This is a genomic window from Streptomyces sp. NPDC058470 (genome assembly GCF_042721055.1).
Lineage (GTDB): Bacteria > Actinomycetota > Actinomycetes > Streptomycetales > Streptomycetaceae > Streptomyces.
This window is the reverse complement of the sequence record NZ_JBHXMF010000026.1, coordinates 98,843-118,497: the sequence shown is the minus strand read 5'-3', so window position 1 is coordinate 118,497 and position 19,655 is coordinate 98,843. Positions and strand designations below refer to the sequence as shown.

Sequence of the window (19,655 nt, the reverse complement as noted above, 5' to 3'; positions counted from 1 at the left end):
GGGGGGCTTCCGGGGGCAGGGGGAAGATCAGGGGTAGGTGGGTGCGTTTTAGGTGCGGCGCCCCCTGTGGGGCGAACAGGGCGGGCCCGCCGGGGCACGAGAAGCGTGCCCCGGCGGGTTCGGTGACCAGGTGATCGACCGACAGGCCCCCGTGGACGCCGACCAGCGTCACTGCGAGAACCGGGAGAAGGCGTACTGGACGGTGCGGTCGCGCGGCCCGTCCAGCTCCAGGAGGTAGATGCCCTGGCTGTGTCCGATCCCCAACTGCCCGTCGACGACCGGCAGAGTCAGCGACTGGGCACCGAACACGCACCGCACGTGCGCGGCCGCGTCCTGCGGTCCGTCGTGCAGGTGGACGAAGGGGCGGTCCACGGGTATCTGTCCCTCGATGTACAGCCGGATGTCGTGCAGCGTGGTGCCGTCGACACCGGAGTTGAGGATCAGCGTGCAGGTGGTGTGCGGGATGTAGACGGTGAGCGTCCCGTCGCCCAGCTGCGGGGGGACGGCGTCCCTGAGCCGCGGAGTGAGATCGGTGTAGCCGACCGGTGCGGCGTACCCGTCGGCGGGCTTGGTGTTCACGCTGAAGCGCTGCCACTTGCCGATCGTGGGGGGAGTGCTCATCGATGTGCCTTTCGTGTTCGTTTCATTGGTCCTTCACCGCGCTGTACCGCCTAGGTCCTGTCGTCACCTTCCCGTCGTCGCCCGGAGGGCGGCCTCGCGCCCGCTGCGGCAGCAGCCTGTGTCGCAGTAGGTGCGTGCTCTCGGTGTGCCGGGCGTGGACCCTCGTACTGGACGTACGTACTTGGGTCTGCGCCCGGTGCGGCGAGAGGGCGTGCATGGCGTCGGGAGGCAGACGGGAATGTGACGACAGGGCCTAGGGCGCGGCAAGCCGTGAGATGCGTACGCCGTCGGCCGCGACGGCGCCGCGCTCCACGAGGAATCCGGTGCCGCCGCCGAGGGTGTCGGCGGTGATGCCGGTGAGCAGGGTGCTGCCGTCGACGGACAGCTCCAGGTCCCTGCCACGACAGCGCAGTTCCACCGCGTAGGGGCGGTCGCGGTCGTACGGGAACGGGGTCTCGGCCAGGACGCGGCGTTCGCCGTCGCGCTGGTGCAGCAGGCGCAGCCGGTCCCCGCCGGTGAAGACCCCGGCGTAGAAGCGGCGGTGGCCCCTGCTGCGGACCACCAGGCCGGCACTCTCGTGCAGGGAGAGGGTGAGCCGGCTGGCGACGGCGTAGTCGGTCCAGTCCCGGGTGCCGGTGGTGACGACGCCGAGGGTGTCCGGGTGGGAGACGGAGTAGGTGACGGCGAAGTCGGCCTCGAAGTTCTTCGCCGAGCTCACCCAGGGCGCGAGTGCCTGGGGCGTGGTGTCCCAGATCGAGGAGAGCAGGACGCCGCTCTGCTCGAAGCGCTCCGGTGCGCCGCGCCAGTCGAGTTCGTGCAGGAACGCCTCGGTACCGGTTCCGGTGAAGGCGAACCCGACTCGGAAGGGGACCCGTCCGTCGACGGGAGGGACCTGCCAGGTGACCATACGAGGGACAGGGCCCAGTGGATGTGCCTCGCCGAGGACGGTGCTGATCCGGTCCCCGTCGGCGTACAGGCAATAGGGGCGGACGCTCGTGCCGTCGTGCGCGGCGGACAGGCGGGCGGTCAGCGTCTGGCCGGGGTAGAGCGTGGGGCTCGCGAGGGTGGAGAAGTTGCCGCTGGTCTCGGCGGGGTCGAGGAACGTGGGTGTGGACACGTGCCTTGTCAGCGCCTCGGGGGAACCGCCGAGCTCGACGCGCAGACCGTTCCCTGTCCCCTGGACGTCGCCGCCCGGGTGGTAGGGACACGCGGTGAAACCCTGGACCGAGCCGCGGTAGGCGAAGGTGAACCGGGGCCACGGCGGCGGGAGTTCGTCCCCGGCGAGAGTGGCGGCGGAGGCCAGGATCCGGTCGGCCTCGCGGGTGGCGTCGCTGACGCACTCCCCTCCGTCGGAGGTGACGACAAGGAGCCGGTCCGCCGCGGGAGTCCTCAGGTCGGGGCCCTCGCTCAGTGCGTCGAGACCGAGGCGTACGCCGTTGAGGCAGCCCACGGTCCCGGCGTTGCTGTCGGTGTCGAAGCCGACGGACGACGCGATCATCACCGAGTCGGGGAAACTGTCGCCGGCGCCGAGCAGCGCGCCGAGCGACATCGCCAGGTTGGACAGGGCGTGGCAGGGGCCCGGGTAGCGGGCGTACCCGTAGTGCCGGTCCACCCAGTCGCGGATGTCGCGCCAGTCGTGTGCGGCGGAGCAGTTGGCGCGGACGTCGTCCAGCAGGCGGCGTACCGCCGGGGAGCGTACGTAGGCGGTGCCGGCGTCGAGGAGACGGTCGAGGTCGGGCTCGTCGAAGGCCAGTGCGCGCATGGCGGCGAGCAGTCCGGCCGACTCGAGCGCGTCGCCGTCGTGGCTGACCGATGCGGCGGTCCTGGTCAGCGCGACGGCGCGGTCGGGGTCGCCGGGGTGCATCAGGCCGAAGGCGTCGCTGAAGATCTGGGCGCCGATCTGCTCGGCGAGAGTGCGGCCGTTGACGGCGATGGATCCGCTGCGCGGGGCCGGTATGCCGCGGCGCAGGTTGAGGTAGGCGGTGTGCTCGGTGGACCGGCCCATGCCGCCCCACCACAGGATGGTGCGGTCCTCGATGACGTAGTTCAGCCAGGTGTCGCCGACGTCGGCCGCCTCGATCGTCCGGCCCGGGTTGTCGAGGACGACGCGGGCGAAGGCGAGGGTGCCGGAGATGTCGTCGTCGGCGACGATCAGCGGGACGCCCAGGTCGTCGTTGACGTACCGGCCGACCTCTCCGAACCGGTCGGCGATGTCCTGGTAGGGCCAGCCTTCGACGGGGCGTCCGAGATAGACACCGATGATCTTGCCGAGGACTCCGGCGTAGACCTGCTCGGCGTACCGCGCGCGCTGAACAGGGGCCTCTCGTACGGGATGTGTCGTCATGTCAGCCCTTGACCGCGCCGCCGGCCATGCCGTCCACGACGTAGCGCTGCAGGGCGATGAAGACGCCGAGGACCGGGAGGATGAGGATGAGGGCGCCCGCCATCATGGCCCCCAGCTGGGTGGAGAAGGTGCCGTTCATCGACAGGAAGCCCAGGGTGACGGTCTGGTCGGAGGGGTCGTGCAGGAAGGTCGAGGAGATGAGGAAGTCGTTCCAGGCGTTCAGGCCGACGATGATCCCCACGGTGATCAGACCGGGCCGTACGACGGGCAGCAGGACCCGGTGGATGAGCTGGAAGATGTTGACGCCGTCGACCAGTGCCGCCTCTTCGAGTTCCTTGGGGACGTTGAGGAAGAAGGTGCGCATCAGGAAGGTCGCGAACGGCATGTTGATCGCGGCGAGGATCACGCCGACGGCGAAAACGTTGTCGAGCAGCCCCAGGGCGGCGACACCGGCGTACAGCGGAAAGATGAACAGCTGGATCGGCACCGTCATGGCCATGGTCAGGTAGACCATGATGGCGGGCCACATGCGGATCTTCTGTCCGGCCAGCACGTAACCGGCCAGCGACGAGCAGAGCAGTACGACGACGACCGTCGTCCCGGTGAGCAGCAGGCTGTTGACGAATCCGGTGCCGAACTGGCCGTACTGCCAGGCGGTTTCGAAGTTGGACAGGCTGAACGACTTGGGGAGCGCGAACGGGCTGCCGGTGACGCCCGCGTTGGTCTTGAAGCTGTTGAGCACGACCAGCAGAAGGGGGAAGAGGGCGGTGGCGGCGAAGACCAGGAGCACGGAGTGGGCCAGGACGCCCTTGAGTCGGTTTCTCATGACGACAGTTGCCTCCGGCTCATCCAGGTGTAGACGCACGAGGCGATCAGTCCGAAGAAGCTCATGATGAGCCCGACGGCGGCTGCCTTGCCGAACTCGAAGGCGGAGAACGCGAAGGCGTAGGCATAGGTGCCGAGCACCTCGCTGCCGTGTGCGGGGCCGCCCTGGGTGAGCAGGTAGACGTAGTCGAAGGCGAGGAAGGAGAAGATGACCGTCATCACGCCCATGAGCAGCAACGTCGGGCGGATGCTGGGGAGATAGACGTGCCGGAAGACCTGCCAGGAGCCCGCGCCGTCGACGATGGCCGCCTCCACCTGCTCGACCGGGGTCTGCCGCATGGCGCCGAAGTAGACGACGGCGAGGAAGCCCCAGTAGTGCCACATGTCGACCGCTGCGGCAGCGTAGATCGCTCCGTGCAGGCTGGAGAGCGGTGAGTCGATGTGCAGGACCCCGGTGACACCGCCGTTGGGGTTGTAGATGATGCTCAGCCACACCATCGCGTTGACCACCGGTGCCAGGACGTACGGCATGAGGTAGACGACCTGGTAGAAGGTGCGCGTGCGGCGTCTGCGGAGCAGCAGCCACGCGGTGAGCAGGCCGATGACCGCGGGGAGGGTCAGGAAGAGGGCGAGCCACTTGATGTTGTTGCTCAGCGCGGTCGTGAAGACGGGGTCGGCGAGGATGTCGGTGAAGTTGCTCAGGCCGACGTAGTTCGCGTGGAAACCGACGCCGGTCCAGTCCGTGAAGGCGGCCATCGCCGTCAGGACGCCGGGTACGACGACGACCAGGACCGACAGGAGCAGGGCCGGTGCGACCAGCAGGTGGTTGACCAGCGACCGGCGGCGTCGGTAGGCGCGGCCGGCCCGGTGGTCCGGAGCCGGGGCCTGGCCTTCCCTGTGGGGCGCCAGAGTTGCCGTAGCTGTCATGCTCGCATTCCTCCGAGCGTCGGTTGCCGCGCGCTGGGCCCGCGGCAACCGACGGTTCTGAGTCGGTGGGGACGGACCGTTACCCGGCGGGTTCGGGCACCGGTGGCACCAGACCCTTGGCCTTCTCGTCGTCGAAGGTCGACTGGATCTTGTTCAGGAAGTCGGTCGTGCTCTCCGTGCCGAGCCAGACACTGTCCACGTCGGTGAAGGCGGTGGCGGTGGCCGGCGGGAAGAAGGTGCCTGCGAAGAAGCCGTAGTCACCTGTGTTGACCATGTCGACCGTGTCCTTGACCGACTGGACGAACTCCTTCGACAGACCGGTGTACGAGTCCGGGTCGAGGTCCCAGTTCTTCAGCGGGACGCCCCAGTAACCGGGCCAGGTCTTGTTCATCTCCTGCGCGAACTTGTCGCTCATCATGTAGTCGATCACCTCGGCCGCCCCGTCCTTGTTCGGGGAGTGGGCGTTGATGGACAATGAGGCCGTGGTGCCGAGCGTCCCGCTGGGCGAGGGGAGACCGGCGGTGACGTTCGGGAAGGGGGCGAAGCCGAGGTCCGAGGTGTTCCCGGCGGCGTCGTTGAAGTAGTCACTGGCGAACTGGAAGGCCAGCGTGGGGCCGAAGAAGAAGGGCGACTTGCCCTGGGCCAGCAGCTGCATGGACTCCGTGAAGTTCAGATTCGCGTAGTCCTTCCCGCCGAGGTAGCCCTTCTTGTAGAAGTCGGCGGAGTCGTCGACCGCCTTGACGATCTTCGGGTCCGTCCATTTGATCTTGCCCTGCAGCGCGTCGTAGACGGCCTTGCCGCCCGCCACATGGGTCAGGAACATCGAGATGTAGTTCTGGTTGACCGGCTTCCAGCCCTTGTTGCCGGTGACCGAGGGGTACATGCCCGCCTTGGCGGCCTTGTCCATGTCCGCGGTCAGCTCGGCGAAGGTGGTCGGCACTCCGACGCCCAGTTGGTCGAGGACCTTCTTGTTGTAGAAGATCCCCAGGTTCTCCAGCGAGTTGGGCAGCGAGTAGAGCTTGCCGTTCACGGTTCCCGAGTCGTACATCGGCGCCAGGATCCGGTCCTTCCACCCGTACTTCTCCGCGTACGGGGTCATGTCAGCAAGCTTGCCCTGGACCGCGTAGGCCGCGGAGAAGGACGGTCCCGATCCGTAGACGATGTCGGGGCCTTTGTTGGCGGAGAGCGCCACCTGGACGTTCTTGTCCACCGCGCTGTTGAAGGTGACTTCGAGGTTGTACTTGCTCTGCGACTTGTCGAACCCGTCGACGAGCACCGATTTCATGGTCTTCTGCTGGTCCGGCGACGCTCCCCAGAACCACAGTTGGAGGGTCTGACGACCACCGGCGGCCGAGGAACTGCCGCCGGAACACGCGGAGAGCACGACCGCCATCGCCGCCAGGCCCGCGCCGAGTACCCGGATCCCTGATCTGCTCATGTACCAAGCTCCTTCGCTACCGCACGCCGGCCCTTCCGGGTCCGTCAGGAGCACCGCTAACCTCGTTGTTATTGGTACTGATCTCAGTACCATAGGACCACTGTTGGACGGTGTCAACGAGTTTCGGACACTGCCTCGAAGGAGGCCGGCACCCAGGGGCCACCACCCGAAGCATCCTTGGCCGCATCGAGACGGGCGAGCTGGACCACGCCGCGCAACGCGACGTCGACGGCGGCCACATGACCGGCTCCGGCGACGAAAGACCTGTTGGCAATGACATTGTCGGCGACGGAGCAGACCGAGCCACCGCGCTTGCCGAACAGCCCGGCGAGTGTCACCACGGCCGCGGACTCCCGGTCCCCGTTGAGCACGCCGGCCCGGGCCCAGGTTTCGAGGATGTTGAGATGCCATGGCTGGAAATAGCCTCCCGCTCCGGGGCGGCCCACCCCGCAGAAGTCGGAGTCACTCGACCTGGTGATGCCCTGATGGAAGGAGCAGCCGAGTTCGACGGCGGCCCGCGACATCGCCAGGACCACTTCGTGGTGGGCGACCGCCGGATAGGACGCCGGAATGTAGGCGCGGGTCATCCCCTCGTCCCGTACGACCCCGGTGGTGACCACCACATCTCCGGGAAGGGCTCGGGGGTGGATGCCACCGGAACCGCCGACCCGTACGAAGGTGTCCGCCTCGGTGAACTCCAGCAGCTCATGCATGATCAGCTCGGCCTCGGGGGAGCCGCTCCCGCCCGAGACGACGGTCACGGGCACGCCCTCGCAGCACCCGGAGTACGTCGTGAACATCCCCGAGTCGCCGATCCGCTCGGGCTTGTCGAGCCGCCGCGCGATCTGCTCGGCCGGGTCCTCGTCGTACGCGCAGAGCGGATCGCGCACGGTCACCAGCACGTAGCGGGCCACCCGGCCCGGGTCGATGCCGGACAGCGCCGGCCTGCCGTCCCGGAGTAGCCCGCGGCGGGGCAGGTGGCCGGCGAGGGCGTAGTCGTCGTAGATCCGGGCGGGGTTCCAAGCTGCGGAGCCCGGCGTCCCGCTCATGCCTGTTTCAGCGCCGGTGCCTGCTCCCGCGGCCCCGCGTGCCTCAGCAGCCATGCCCGCATCAGCACCTACGCCTGTTCCAGCACCCGTCCCTGCACCAGCGGCCATGTCTGCTCCTTCGTCACGTGGTGGTCGCGGACACCGTCACTTCGCGGACGGCGCGCCGGGTCTCGTCGCGCTCCAGGGGACCGACGCCCGGGGCGCCGTACTGCGCGATGGTGCGCGAGGCGGCGGCCGCGGCGGCCCGCGCCGAGGCGGGGATGTCGCCGGTCGAGGCGTAGGCGGCCAGGAAGGCTCCCGAGTAGGCGTTGCCGCCGCCGGTCGGGTCGATCACGGGTCCGGGCGCCGTCCCCACATGCCAGGTCCTGCGTCCGTGCCGGACCAGTGACCCGGCGGCGCCGCACCGCAGGACCACCACGAGGCCGTTCCCCGGCAGCCGGGCCAGCGCGTCGAGCGGGTCGGGCCGGCCGGTCAGGGCCGCGGCTTCGGCGGCGTTGAGGGACAGTACGTCGACGAGCCCTGCCAACTCCGTGACCCGGGCTCGGTCCGCCGGGGTGCAGGCGTCGGCGGCGATCTCCCAGAGGACCGGGCCGCGCCATCGTGGCCGCAGCGCGGCGACCTCGCTCCAGTACCGCTCGTCGGTGCCGTGGAAGAGATAGGCGCCCGCCAGCCGGTCCTGACCGACCGGCCACCGGCTGGGGAAGGGGGTGTGCGCGGCGAAGTGGGCGTCCCCCAGTACCGACTCCTCCACGCGCTCCCCGTCGCCCCGATAGCGCACACGGGTGACCGGGCTGTGCTCGCCGACCTCGAAGAGTCCCACGGGGTCGATCTCGCGCCGGCGGAACCACGCGCCCAGTCGCCGTCGGTCCAATGCACCGACCCCCGACACGATGGCCGTGCTCCAGGGCGCGGACACCAGGCCGGCCCCGACGGCCGCGTACGCCCCGGCTCCGCCGACCTCGCGGGCCGACAGCGTGCCGTCAGCCGTGTAGACCTCGTCGGTCACCGCGTGGGAGAACACCGCAACGAGCCGCTGGGACACCCTCGTTCCTCCGAGTTCCTCTGCGTTACCCCGAGTTTCGACATCCCCCATTGAATCTGCTTGTTGTTATACCTACCATACCTTTCAGTGTCCCGGCTCTCGGCGGAGTACTCCCCCGGACGCCCGGAGCCGGGATGCCGAATGCGAGAAAGGCACGTGTGAAAAATCTTCTGATCGACACCGATCCGGGCATGGACGACGCCCTCGCGATCATCCTCGCGCTGAAGTCACGCAAGCTGCGGACCCTCGCAGTCACCGCGGCGACGGGCAACCTGACCTCGGACAGGACCGCCGCGAACGCACTGCGTGTCCTCGACCTTCTCGACCGCGATGACATCCCGGTCGGCCAGGGCCCCCTCCTGCCACTGGACGGCGACTACCCGGTCGACCCCTTCTCGCACGGCAGCGACGGCCTCGCCGAGTCCCACTTCCCCGCCTCGGCGCGTACCGTCGACCCGCGCCCGGCCCCGCAGTTGATCGTGGACACGGTCAACGCCCACGCCGGTGACATCAGCATCGCGGCACTCGCGCCACTGACGAACCTCGCCCTCGCCCTGGAGATCGACCCCCAGCTGCCCGAGAAGGTGACCGAACTCGTCATCATCGGCGGCTCCTACGGGCTCACCCCGTACGCCTGGTCCCAGGCCACCGGCGACAACGCGGTCAGCGAATGGAACATATTCGTCGACCCCGAGGCGGCCCACCGGGTCTTCCGGGCCGGGTTCGACCTCGTGGCCGTCGGCCTCGACATCGCCACCCACCCCCGTATCAACTTCCGCGACAGCGACCTCGACCGGCTGCGCCGCGCACGGACCCCTGAAGCCGCGCTCGCCGCCCGGGTGGTGGACTACGTCAAAGGGCGCGGCTACCAGTCGTACTGCTCCCTGATCGACAGCGTGGCCGTCGCCGCTCTCATCGATCCCACGCTCATCGAGTGTGTCGAGGTCCGCTGCGACGTGGAGCGACGCGGCGAGCTGACCCGTGGCATGACGGTCGTCGAGCGCCGTGCGCACCACGGACGCAAGGACCTGCCCGTCATCCGGACCGTTTCCGGCCTCGATTTCGACCGCTTCCTCGACCTGGTGACCACCGTGCTCAGCGGCGATCAAGTCGCCTGACCAGGGAGCCGCAGGGTTCGGGCAGCCGTGTCACCGAGGTCGGTCGGTCCCCACGATGCCCGCCTCGTACGCGATGATGACGGCGTGGACCCGGTCGCTGGCGCCGATCTTCGCGAGGACCTTGCCGACATGGGTCTTGATGGTGGAGGCCGAGAGCACCAGCAGTTCCGCGATCTCGGTGTTGGTCAGCCCCCGGGCCATGGCCAGCAGGACTTCCCGCTCGCGCCCGGTGAGACCGGCCAGCCGGGAATCGGTTTCCGCGCCGCCGGAGTCGGCCGGTTCCGGTGACTTCTTCACGAAGGCGTCCAGCAGTCTTCGGGTCAGAGCCGGGGCCGCGACGGCGTCTCCGGCGGCGACCGCGCGGCTGCCGGCCAGTAGTTCGTCCGGCAGCGCGTCCTTGAGCAGGAAGCCGCTCGCCCCCGCGCGCAGCCCGCCGTAGGCGTACTCGTCCAGATCGAATGTGGTCAGCACGAGCACCCGTGAGCGGCTTCCGGACGCCACGATGCGGCGGGTGGCCTCGATGCCGTCGACGCCGGGCATAGACCGGCCGCTGGTGGGCGCGTCCAGGCCGACGATCATGCGCATCGTGGTGGACTTGCCGGCGCCGTTGGGGCCGAGGAAGCCCGTGACGACACCCGGCTTGACGGTGAAGTCGAGCCCGTCGACTGCGGTCTTCTCGCCGTACCTCTTGACCAGCCTGTGTATCTCGATCATGTTCCGTCCCAGTGTGAGCGTGGCGAGGCCGGTCCGGGCGCGGTGTCGCCGGGGGCCGTGCCTCAACGATAGGAACGGGGAAGGTCCGAAACCCGGTACCGCGGGCTGGTTCCGGAGCGCGGACGGTACCGGGGTACCGCGCTCCCGTGATCCTCAAGGATGACCCGACCCCGGTCTTCCCCCTCGTCCGAAGCTGCGGGACCGGGAGGACAGGACCACCTCAACTCGGCGCCGCTGTGAGCGAGCTGTGCAAGAAACCTTGACAAGGGTTCGGGGGCGGCAGAGTCTTTGGCAACGTTGTCATCGCCCCAAGCACAGAGGTCACTTGCTCCCCTCCGGGACCGTCTGGAATGGACCACCGCACATGTCGACCGATCCGCCCCGTCCCTCCCGCCGCGCGGTCCTGGCCACCGGTTCAACTCTGCTCGCCGGCTTCGGCCTTGGCGTCGCACTCCCCCAGAACGCCTACGCTGCGACGCCGCCGGGGTCCACCGGCGCACGGGGTGAACTCGCGGCGTATCGCCCGATCTCCGTGTCGTCCACCGACTACGCGCCCACGCCCGGCGAGTTCGTCGTGGACAAGGTCAACTCGGTGGGCGTGAAGGGCACCGGCTGGCGTGCCGCCGACGGTGACCCGCAGTGGATCTCGGTCGATCTGCAGGCGGACTGTGCGGTCGACTCCGTACGCCTCACCTTCGAGGCGACGGCGGACGACCCGGTCTTCGTCCCCTCCACCGGCGGCAATCCCCGCGACCGCACGACGGGGCAGGAGATCCTGTCCAGTTGTGCGGTGGAGTTCGTCGTCGAGACCTCACGGGACCATCGCACGTGGACCACGATCCACCGGACCACGTCCGGCAGGGGTGGAGTCGTGGACATCACGCCGGCCGGACGGGTCACCGCCCGCTGGGTGCGGATGACCGTGACCAGACGCTCCAACGCCAACCCGCTGGGGCTCAACGGCTTCGAGGTCTACGGCTCGGCGAACGGACACCGCCCGTCGGCGACCGGCTGGACCGACTGGGGTGTCCATGACCACCGGGCGCCCTCGCTCAAGGCGGCGGCCGACGGCACGGTGCCGCTGGAGTCCGGCTGGACGCTCACCATGGACGACTGGGCCGGCGCGGAGGGCGCGGAGCTGTCCCTGCCGGACGTGGACACGAGCCGCTGGCTGCCCGCGACCGTGCCGGGGACGGTACTGGCCTCACTGGTGGAGCAGGGCCATCTCCCGGACCCGGTGGCCGGCTTCAACAACCTGCGCATTCCGGAGGCCCTGTCCCGGCACTCGTGGTGGTACCGGCGAGGCTTCGAGCTGCCGCCCGGTCTGCGCACCGGCTCGGGCCGGCACATCTGGCTGGAGTTCGACGGCATCAACCACACCGCGGAGGTCTGGCTCAACGGGCAGAAGGTGGGCGGTCTGACGTACCCCTTCGCCCGTTCCGCCCTCGACGTGACGAAGGTGCTCGCCGGGAGCGGCGAACAGGCCCTGGCCGTCAGGATCATCCCCATGCCGTTCCCCGGCAGCCCCGGCGACAAGGGCCCGGCGGGCCTTGCCTTCGTGGACGCCGGCGCCACCATGATGAACCAGAACTCGCCGACGTACCTGGCCGCTTCGGGCTGGGACTGGATGCCGGCGGTGCGCGACCGGGTGTCCGGCATCTGGAACCACGTACGGCTGCGCTCGACAGGCCACGCGGTCATCGGCGACCCACGGGTGGACACGCAACTCCCCGACCTGCCGGACACCTCCAGCGCGGAGCTGACGATCGTGGTCCCGGTGCGCAACGTGGACTCGACGAGCAGACGGGTCACCGTCACGGCCGCCTTCGACGACGTACGGGTGTCCCAGACGGTGACGGTGGCCGGCGGCGAGAGCGTCGATGTGACCTTCGCACCCTCCACGTACGCCTCGCTGCGACTGCGCGACCCCAAGCTGTGGTGGCCCAACGGCTATGGCAGCCCCGACCTGCACGATCTGACGCTGACCGCCTCGGTCGACGGCCAGGAGAGCGACCAGCGCACCACCCGGTTCGGCATACGGCAGTTCGGCTACGAGTACGCGGTGCCGCTGCCGTTCAGCGGAAGCAGCAACCGGTACACCCAGCCGGTGCCCCTCGGCGCGCGACAAGCACGGTACGTGCGGATCAAGTGCCGGACCCGGGCCACCAATTGGGGCTTCTCACTGTGGGGACTGTCGGTGTTCGACAGCACGTCGGCCGGTACCGATCTGGCCCTGCACAAGACGGCCACCGCGTCCACCGAGGACTCCGGCAACACGGCGTCCAACGCGACCGACGGCGACCCGGGCTCCCGCTGGTCCTCGGCCTTCGAGGACGACCAGTGGATCCAGGTAGACCTCGGATCCGTCGTCGCCTTCGACCGGGTCGACCTGACCTGGGAGCAGGCGTACGCCAGGACGTTCGTCGTAGAGGTCTCGACCGACGGCTCGGCGTGGACCGACGCGGGATCGGTGGACAACGGCGCGGTGCCCCTGCCGTTCAACAGCGGCGCCGCGAGCCTGCAGACGGTGGACCTCACCGCTCACACCTCACGGTACGTGCGGATCAACTGTGGTGCCCGGGCGACCAGTTGGGGCAACTCGATGTGGACCCTTTCGGTGGTCGACAGCGCCTCCCCCGGTACCGACCTGGCCCTGCACAAGACGGCCACCGCCTCCAGCGTGGATCCCGGCAACAACCCCTCGAACGCGACCGACGGCGACCCGGGCTCCCGCTGGTCCTCGGAGTATCAGGACAACCAGTGGATCCGGGTGGACCTGGGCTCATCCGTCTCCTTCGACCGGGTGACGATCGTATGGGAGTCGGCGTACCCGAAGACGTACGTGATCCAGGTGTCCGACGACGGCGACACCTGGACGGACGTCAAGTCCGTGGACAACACCCCGGATCCGCTGAAGATCAGCGTCAACGGTGTCCGGGTCTTCTGCCGTGGCGGCAACTGGGGCTGGGACGAGCTGCTGCGCCGGATGCCGGCCGCCCGGATGGACGCGGCCGTGCGCATGCACCGGGACATGAACTTCACGATGATCCGCAACTGGGTCGCGTCCAGCAACCGGGAGGAGTTCTTCGCCAGTTGCGACGAGCACGGCCTGTTGGTGTGGAACGACTTCCCCAACGCCTGGGCGATGGACCCGCCGGACCACACGGCCTACAACGACCTGGCGCGGGACACCGTACGGCGCTATCGCATCCACCCGAGCGTCGTCGTCTGGTGCGGTGCCAACGAGGGCAACCCGCCCGAGGCCATCGACACCGGCATGCGCGAGGCGGTCCGGGCCGAGGCGCCCGACGTCCTCTACCAGAACAACTCGGCAGGCAGCATCGTCACGGGCGGCGGCCCCTACGGCTGGGTGGAGCCCGACCGCTACTTCTCCCCCGCCACCTACGGGAGCGGCAATTTCGGCTTCCACACCGAGATCGGCATGCCTGTGGTGTCCACCGCCGAGAGCATGCGCAAGCTCGTCGGCGACGAGCCGGAGTGGCCGATCGGCGGCGCGTGGCTCTACCACGACTGGAGCACCCGGGGTAATCAGGCCCCGCAGAACTACCTGGCGGCCATCGAGACCCGCCTCGACACCGCGAAGGATCTCGACGACTTCGCGCGCAAGGCGCAGTTCGTCAACTACGAGAACGCCCGCGCCATGTTCGAGGCGTGGAACCAGCACCTGTGGAAGGACGCCAGCGGCCTCATGCTCTGGATGTCCCACCCGGCCTGGCACAGCACGGTGTGGCAGACGTACGACTACGACTTCGACGTCAACGGCATGTACTACGGCTCCCGCGCGGCATGCGAACCCGTCCACGTCCAGGCCGACCCCGTCAACTGGCAGGTCATCGCGGTCAATCACACCCCGCGCGGGCTCAACGACGTGACGGTCACGGCTCGCGCCTACGACCTGGGCGGAAGGCAGTTGGGCTCCACCCGGCGCGCCACGGTGGACGTCGCCTCGTCCGCCACGGCCGAGGCGTTCACCGCGGCGTTCACGAGCTCCCTGCCGGACTTCCACCTCCTGCGCCTCGGCCTTGAGGACGGCCGGGGTCGGCTCCTGTCGCAGAACACCTACTGGCGTTGCCGCCGGGCGTCCGACATGCAGGCGCTCAACAAGGCCAAGGCGGTGAAGGTGTCCGCCGACATCGGGCAGGTGACGCGCACGGGATCACGGCGCTCGGCGACGGCCCGGATCCACAACCGCGGCTCGGCCGTCGCGGCGATGATCCGGCTGTCGCTGCTGGACAGCAGGACCGGCGCTCGCGCGCTGCCGACGCTGTACAGCGACAACTACGTATGGCTGCTGCCCGGCGAGTCACGGGAGATCACCCTCACCTGGCCCGCCGACGCCCTTCCCTCGGGTCGGCCCGCTCTGCGGGTCGAGGGCTACAACGTGCCGCGGACGGAGGCCCGTTCATAGTCCAGCCGCACCTTGGGAAAGCGAGGGAAAACGGGGCCCGAGGCGCAGGCTCAGGGCCCCTGCACCCGTACCGCCGACCCTCGCTCACTCATCCGCGGCGCACACAGAATCCGCTTCTTCCGCACCCGCTTCCCCTCGATCGCCGCGACGATCAGCCGGGCCGCCTCGTCGGCGATCCCGGCCAGTCCCCAGTCCACCGTGGTCAGTGGTGGGGTGAGGACGCGGGAGACCGGGTGATCGTCGAAGCCGACCACGGACACGTCCCGGCCGACTTCGAGTGAGGCCTCGGCCGCCGCCGCATAGACGCCGTATGCCAGGGAGTCGGAGAAGCAGAAGACGGCCGTCGCGGGCCGCGGGCCCTCCAGGAGGCGTCGCGCGACCGCCGTCGCCTCACCCAACTCCTGCGGGCACGGCACCAGTTCGGCCCGCAGCCCGAGCCGCTCGGCGGCCTCGCGCGCGTACACATCGGCGGGCCGGTCCGGCGTGCTCGGCCGCGTCGGGGTCAGCACGGTCACCCTGCGGTGGCCGAGATCATGCAGATACTCCAGTACGGAGTCGATGCCGGCCCTGTTGTCGAAGATGACCTCTCCGGCCGTACGGGCCGCACTGAGCGAGTCCCCGACGGCCACCACAGGCAGCGCCTCGGCGATCGCCGCCCATCCCTCGGCCGCAGGGTTCAGCGGCGACACCAGCAGCGCGTCGACGCGCTGATCACGCAGTTGTTTGGCGAGCACCAGCTCCCGGTCGGGATCGCCGCCGGCGTCCAGAATCAGCGCATAGCGGTCACCGGCCAGCAGTTCGCGGCCGATGGCCGCCATCAGCTGCTGCTGCCACAAGTCCTGGAGGTCGCCCGCGATGACGCCGACCATGCTGGTGCGCCCGCTGGCCAGCGCGCGGGCGATGGGGTCGGCCTCGTAGCCGAGCTCGGCGGCGGCCTTGCGCACCCGCTCCTCGGTCTCCTTCGAGACGTGCTTGCCACGCAGGGCATAGGAGACGGCTGCGGTGGAGAGGCCAGTGGCCTCGGCCACCTCCCTGAGGGTGGTGCGCTTAGTGGGCCTGGCCATGTCGGGAAGCCTACCGGGACCTGTCCGCTCTGCGGCGCACCCTTGACACCTCACCTTGTTAAGCGCTTAAGTTAAGCGCATAAGTGAAGCGGTTAACCTCTCGCTCGAACCGACTCTCCACGAGGACTCTCCCAAGGACTGCCGCGTGCCCACCGATGTCCACCAGCACATCTGGCCGCCCGAGTTCATCGAGGTGCTGCGCGCCCGTACCGCGCCGCCCCACCTCGACGGCTGGACCCTGCACCTGGCGGGTGAACCGCCCTACGAGGTCGATCCGGCCGACCACGACATCGCGGCGCGCACCGCACTGACCCGGACCGACGGCCTCGACCTGGCCCTGGTCTCACTGTCCAGCCCGCTCGGCATCGAGTACCTGCCGCCCGCCGAGGCCGCCGGGCTGCTCACCGCGTTCCACGACGGCGCACTTGCCCTGCCTGCGCCTTTCGGCGTCTGGGCCTCGCCCTGCCTGTCATCGCCGGTCCCGGAGGCGGTCGAGGCAGTCGAGCGGGAACTCCGCCGTGGCTGCCGGGGCCTCCAACTTCCCGCCACCGCGCTGCTGGACGCGGCCGGCTGGGACCGCTGCGCACCGCTTCTCGAAGTCCTCCCCCATCACGACAAGCCGCTCTTCATCTACCCGGGCGCCGCGCCGCCCACCCCCGACGCCCCGTCCTGGTGGGCGGCCCTGGTCCCCTACCAACAGCAGATGCACGCGTCCTGGTTCGCCTTCCGCGCCTTCGGTCGCGCCCGGCACCCACGCCTGCGTGTCTGCTTCGCCGCTCTCGCGGGCCTGGCCCCGCTGCACGGTGAGCGACTCGCTGCCCGCGGCGGAGGGCGCGGCGAGATCGACTTCGACGCCTTCTACGAGACCTCGTCCTACGGGACCCGCGCGGTGGACGCGCTCGTCCGGGCCGCCGGCATCAACGTGATCGTCAGCGGCAGCGACCGCCCCTACGCGCCCCTCACCATCCCCGACCTCGGCGCGGACGCCGCCGTCCACGCCCTACGCACCGTCAACCCCGCCCGGTTGCTGAAGGGATCCACTCCATGACGTATCAGGCCCTGCCGGACCGCACCCTCGACAAGCGCGAACTCCGGGACCTCGTCGACGAACTCGCCGGCCGCCCCGACCTCTGGCGCGAGCAGGTCGCGTTCTCGGACGAGGAGCGGCACTACGCGTCGCTGTACCGCGACGAGTACGTCGATGTCTGGCTGCTGTGCTGGACCCGGCAGAACGACACCGGCTGGCACGACCACGACATCTCCTCCGGCGCGGTCGCCGTCGTCCAGGGAGCACTGAACGAGTCCAACCCTCGCATCGGGGGCAGCCATCTGTCCGTCACCGTCGGGGCGGGCGACTCCTTCTGCTTCGGATCCGAGCACATCCACCGCCTCACCGGCGCCACCGACGACGCGGTCTCCGTCCACGCGTACTCGCCACCGCTGTGGCGCCTCGGCCAGTACGACATCACCGACGACGGCCTGATGCGCCGGACCTCCGTCTCGTACGCGGACGAACTGCGGCCGCTGGACGCCCCGGCCGCCTGATGTGCCTCATGGGCCACGGTGGACGAGACGGTTACGCCGGTCTTCGACGGACCGGCGGAGCGCCCGCGCGGCGGCGGCCCCTGACCTGACTGCCCAGCTCAGGGCCGGCGACGCGACCTCACCCGGACTGCTGCTGATGGTGACGCCCTTGGGCGGTGACGGGCGGACGAACTCGAGGTGCAGCGGATGAGGCTTGCCAACTCCCTCAGGTCCACCGGACGGTGCTATACGCCGCGACGGATGCGAGCGGCCTTGCGGGCCTCGGCCGTCAGTCGGGCCTCGGCGGACCTACGGGACTCACCACTGACGCGACCAGCCCGGCCCGGGAGGGTGCCCATGCCACGGAAGGGCGCTCCGCCACGCTTGGGCCGCTCCCCGACCGACTCGGCGACGCTGCCGCTGCCGCCGCCTCCGATGGGAACACCGGAGGGGGTCCGGGCGCCGGTGATGCGGCTCAGTTCGGCCTCGCCGGAGCGGACCTGGGTGATCTGCGGCCTGATACCGGCGTCGGACATCACGCGGGTCATGTCACGGCGCTGGTTGGGCGTGACCAGCGTGACAACGCTGCCGGACTCACCGGCGCGCGCCGTACGGCCGCCGCGGTGCAGGTAGTCCTTGTGGTCGCCGGGCGGGTCTACGTTGACGACGAGGTCGAGGTCGTCGACGTGGATACCGCGAGCGGCGACATTGGTGGCCACCAGGACCGTGAGGTGACCGGTCTTGAACTGCGCCAGTGTGCGGGTGCGTTGGGGCTGCGACTTGCCGCCGTGCAGTGCCGAGGCCTTGACGCCGCTGTGCAGCAGATGCTTGGTGAACTGGTCGACGGCGTGCTTGGTGTCCAGAAACATGAGCACGCGCCCGTCGCGGGCGGCGATCTCGGTGGCGGTGGCGAACTTGTCGGCGCCGTGCACATACAGCACGTGATGTTCCATCGTCGTGACCGCACCCTCGGACGGGTCGACCGAGTGGACCACCGGGTCACGCAGGTACTTACGGACCAGGAGATCGATGTTGCGGTCCAGCGTGGCCGAGAACAGCATGCGCTGTCCGTCGGGACGTACCTGGTCGAGCAGTACGGTGACCTGCGGCATGAAGCCCATGTCGGCCATCTGGTCGGCCTCGTCCAGGACGGTGATGCCCACCCGGTCCAGGCGGCAGTCCCTGCGCTCGATGAGGTCCATGAGGCGGCCCGGAGTCGCGACAACGACCTCGGCCCCCGTACGCAGTGCGCCGGCCTGCCTGCCGATCGACATCCCGCCGACCACTGTGGCCATCCGCAGCTTCAGCAGCCGGGCGTACGGGGTGAGCGCATCGGTGACCTGCTGGGCGAGCTCGCGGGTGGGGACCAGGATCAGGGCCAGCGGCTTCTTGGCCTCGGCACGCTGTCCGGCCGTACGCACCAGGAGCCCCAGACCGAAGGCGAGTGTCTTGCCCGATCCGGTACGCCCACGGCCCAGGACGTCGCGGCCCGCAAGGGAGTTCGGCAGGGTGGCGGCCTGGATCGGGAACGGTTCGGTCACGCCGAGGTCGGCCATGGCCTTCAACAACTCGGCAGGCAGGTCCAGTTCACTGAAGGCCGCAACGGGAGGGAGCCCCGGGGTGATGGTGACCGGCAGCGCGAACTCTCCCTGCGGCGCGGTCGGACGGCGTCCGTTGCCGCCTGAGCGGGCACCGGGGCGATCCTGGCCCTGCGGCCGGAAGCGGGCTCCTCGGTCGGAACCGGCGGAGCCGTCCTTACGGGTCTTGGAGTAACGGTCGTTCGTGCGAGCTGAGCGGTTCATGAAGAACCTTCCTCGATATGGCACGCATCGAGGAATTCCCGGCATTCATAAGCCGAATGAATTGCAAGCACGAGCCGAATATAAGACCAAAAAAATAGCCGGTCGTACCGGCACGGTAGAAAACAGCCGCTGGAATCGGATTTCTCCGAATCCGCCGAGATCGGCCTACCGGATCGCAGGAGCCCGATCAGGTCATCACTGCCCGTCCGGCAAACCCTGCAAAAAGCAACAAGCTGGGACCCCACCGCAAGGGTGGGGGTCCCAGCTGCCTCAGACGCTTCAGCGTCAGGCGGGAGTGATGTTCTCCGCCTGGGGGCCCTTCTGGCCCTGCGTGATGTCGAAGTTCACCTTCTGGCCTTCCTGGAGCTCGCGGAAGCCCTGGGCGGCGATGTTCGAGTAGTGGGCGAAGACGTCCGGGCCCCCGCCGTCCTGCTCAATGAAACCGAAACCCTTTTCCGCGTTGAACCACTTAACCGTACCGGTAGCCATGTCAAATCTCCTTCGAGGCCATGCCCAGGGGTTCGCACTGTGTGAACCCCCGCGTCGCCGAGATGAACCCCGTCCGGTAAAAAGCACCGGAAATACAAAAATGCCCGACGAAATTGATTCGTCTAAGGCACTTGAAGTCAACGGGAACCACAACTGCAACTGGATCAAGCCTAGCACGATGCGCGGATCGGGGCACGGCACGTTCTACCTTCCTCCCGGGCCGCCCTGCCCGCACGCTCCGCAGCTTTCTGAACCCGCAGCCAGGGATA

Annotated in this window: 15 protein-coding genes; 4 read left to right on the top strand and 11 right to left on the bottom strand. The window is 69.1% G+C overall.

All coding sequences use genetic code 11. The features are described from left to right. Positions 1 to 168 precede the first annotated feature (168 nt). The 7 genes from ACFWP7_RS20635 to ACFWP7_RS20605 all read right to left on the bottom strand — a co-directional run bounded on the left by ACFWP7_RS20635 (position 169) and on the right by ACFWP7_RS20605 (position 8,246). Positions 169 to 621 (bottom strand): secondary thiamine-phosphate synthase enzyme YjbQ, encoded by a 453-nt coding sequence (locus tag ACFWP7_RS20635; RefSeq protein ID WP_384382986.1) that lies wholly within the window; start codon positions 619 to 621, stop codon positions 169 to 171. Positions 622 to 874: 253 nt separating this feature from the next. Beyond that, positions 875 to 2,965, bottom strand: coding sequence for an ADP-ribosylglycohydrolase family protein (locus ACFWP7_RS20630; RefSeq protein ID WP_384382985.1), 2,091 nt, complete (start codon positions 2,963 to 2,965; stop codon positions 875 to 877). Between the two features lies 1 nt (position 2,966). Beyond that, the gene (locus ACFWP7_RS20625) at positions 2,967 to 3,791 is read right to left on the bottom strand and encodes a carbohydrate ABC transporter permease (protein ID WP_384382984.1); all 825 of its coding nucleotides are present in this window, start codon (positions 3,789 to 3,791) and stop codon (positions 2,967 to 2,969) included. Next, positions 3,788 to 4,717, bottom strand: coding sequence for a carbohydrate ABC transporter permease (locus ACFWP7_RS20620; protein ID WP_384382983.1), 930 nt, complete (start codon positions 4,715 to 4,717; stop codon positions 3,788 to 3,790). Before ACFWP7_RS20620 ends, ACFWP7_RS20625 begins: the two co-directional genes overlap by 4 nt. Before the next feature lie 79 nt (positions 4,718 to 4,796). After that, entirely contained in the window at positions 4,797 to 6,155 is a 1,359-nt protein-coding gene (locus ACFWP7_RS20615) for an ABC transporter substrate-binding protein (RefSeq protein WP_384382982.1), read from the bottom strand. Positions 6,156 to 6,268: 113 nt separating this feature from the next. Beyond that, the gene (locus ACFWP7_RS20610; protein ID WP_384382981.1) at positions 6,269 to 7,258 is read right to left on the bottom strand and encodes a nucleoside phosphorylase; all 990 of its coding nucleotides are present in this window, start codon (positions 7,256 to 7,258) and stop codon (positions 6,269 to 6,271) included. A 67-nt stretch (positions 7,259 to 7,325) separates the two neighbouring features. Continuing rightward, a complete protein-coding gene (locus tag ACFWP7_RS20605; RefSeq protein WP_384382980.1) occupies positions 7,326 to 8,246 on the bottom strand; it encodes a PfkB family carbohydrate kinase in 921 nt (306 codons plus the stop codon). Positions 8,247 to 8,404: 158 nt separating this feature from the next. On the opposite strand from ACFWP7_RS20605, the gene ACFWP7_RS20600 reads away from it, so the two are divergent. Next, positions 8,405 to 9,364, top strand: coding sequence for a nucleoside hydrolase (locus ACFWP7_RS20600; RefSeq protein ID WP_384382979.1), 960 nt, complete (start codon positions 8,405 to 8,407; stop codon positions 9,362 to 9,364). 30 nt (positions 9,365 to 9,394) lie between these two features. Here the strand turns inward: ACFWP7_RS20600 and ACFWP7_RS20595 are convergent, their stop codons facing one another. Next, a complete protein-coding gene (locus ACFWP7_RS20595; protein WP_384382978.1) occupies positions 9,395 to 10,078 on the bottom strand; it encodes a LuxR C-terminal-related transcriptional regulator in 684 nt (227 codons plus the stop codon). A gap of 364 nt (positions 10,079 to 10,442) precedes the next feature. On the opposite strand from ACFWP7_RS20595, the gene ACFWP7_RS20590 reads away from it, so the two are divergent. Next, positions 10,443 to 14,507: a discoidin domain-containing protein gene (locus ACFWP7_RS20590; protein WP_384382977.1), complete on the top strand. Its 4,065-nt coding sequence runs from the start codon at positions 10,443 to 10,445 to the stop codon at positions 14,505 to 14,507. 50 nt (positions 14,508 to 14,557) lie between these two features. On the opposite strand, the gene ACFWP7_RS20585 is transcribed toward ACFWP7_RS20590, so the two are convergent. Beyond that, positions 14,558 to 15,571 carry a LacI family DNA-binding transcriptional regulator gene (locus tag ACFWP7_RS20585; protein ID WP_384382976.1) on the bottom strand — a complete coding sequence of 338 codons (1,014 nt, stop codon included), beginning with the start codon at positions 15,569 to 15,571 and terminating at the stop codon, positions 14,558 to 14,560. Positions 15,572 to 15,716: 145 nt separating this feature from the next. Here ACFWP7_RS20585 and ACFWP7_RS20580 point away from each other — a divergent pair, with 145 nt between their 5' ends. Together ACFWP7_RS20580 and ACFWP7_RS20575 are read left to right on the top strand one after the other, a co-directional pair. Next, positions 15,717 to 16,619 carry an amidohydrolase gene (locus ACFWP7_RS20580; RefSeq protein WP_384382975.1) on the top strand — a complete coding sequence of 301 codons (903 nt, stop codon included), beginning with the start codon at positions 15,717 to 15,719 and terminating at the stop codon, positions 16,617 to 16,619. Further along, positions 16,616 to 17,116, top strand: coding sequence for a cysteine dioxygenase (locus ACFWP7_RS20575; protein ID WP_384382974.1), 501 nt, complete (start codon positions 16,616 to 16,618; stop codon positions 17,114 to 17,116). Before ACFWP7_RS20580 ends, ACFWP7_RS20575 begins: the two co-directional genes overlap by 4 nt. A gap of 224 nt (positions 17,117 to 17,340) precedes the next feature. On the opposite strand, the gene ACFWP7_RS20570 is transcribed toward ACFWP7_RS20575, so the two are convergent. Together ACFWP7_RS20570 and ACFWP7_RS20565 are read right to left on the bottom strand one after the other, a co-directional pair. Next, positions 17,341 to 18,897, bottom strand: a complete 1,557-nt coding sequence (locus ACFWP7_RS20570) for a DEAD/DEAH box helicase (protein ID WP_384382973.1) — start codon at positions 18,895 to 18,897, stop codon at positions 17,341 to 17,343. A 285-nt stretch (positions 18,898 to 19,182) separates the two neighbouring features. Continuing rightward, the gene (locus tag ACFWP7_RS20565) at positions 19,183 to 19,386 is read right to left on the bottom strand and encodes a cold-shock protein (RefSeq protein ID WP_126388790.1); all 204 of its coding nucleotides are present in this window, start codon (positions 19,384 to 19,386) and stop codon (positions 19,183 to 19,185) included. Positions 19,387 to 19,655 lie beyond the last annotated feature (269 nt).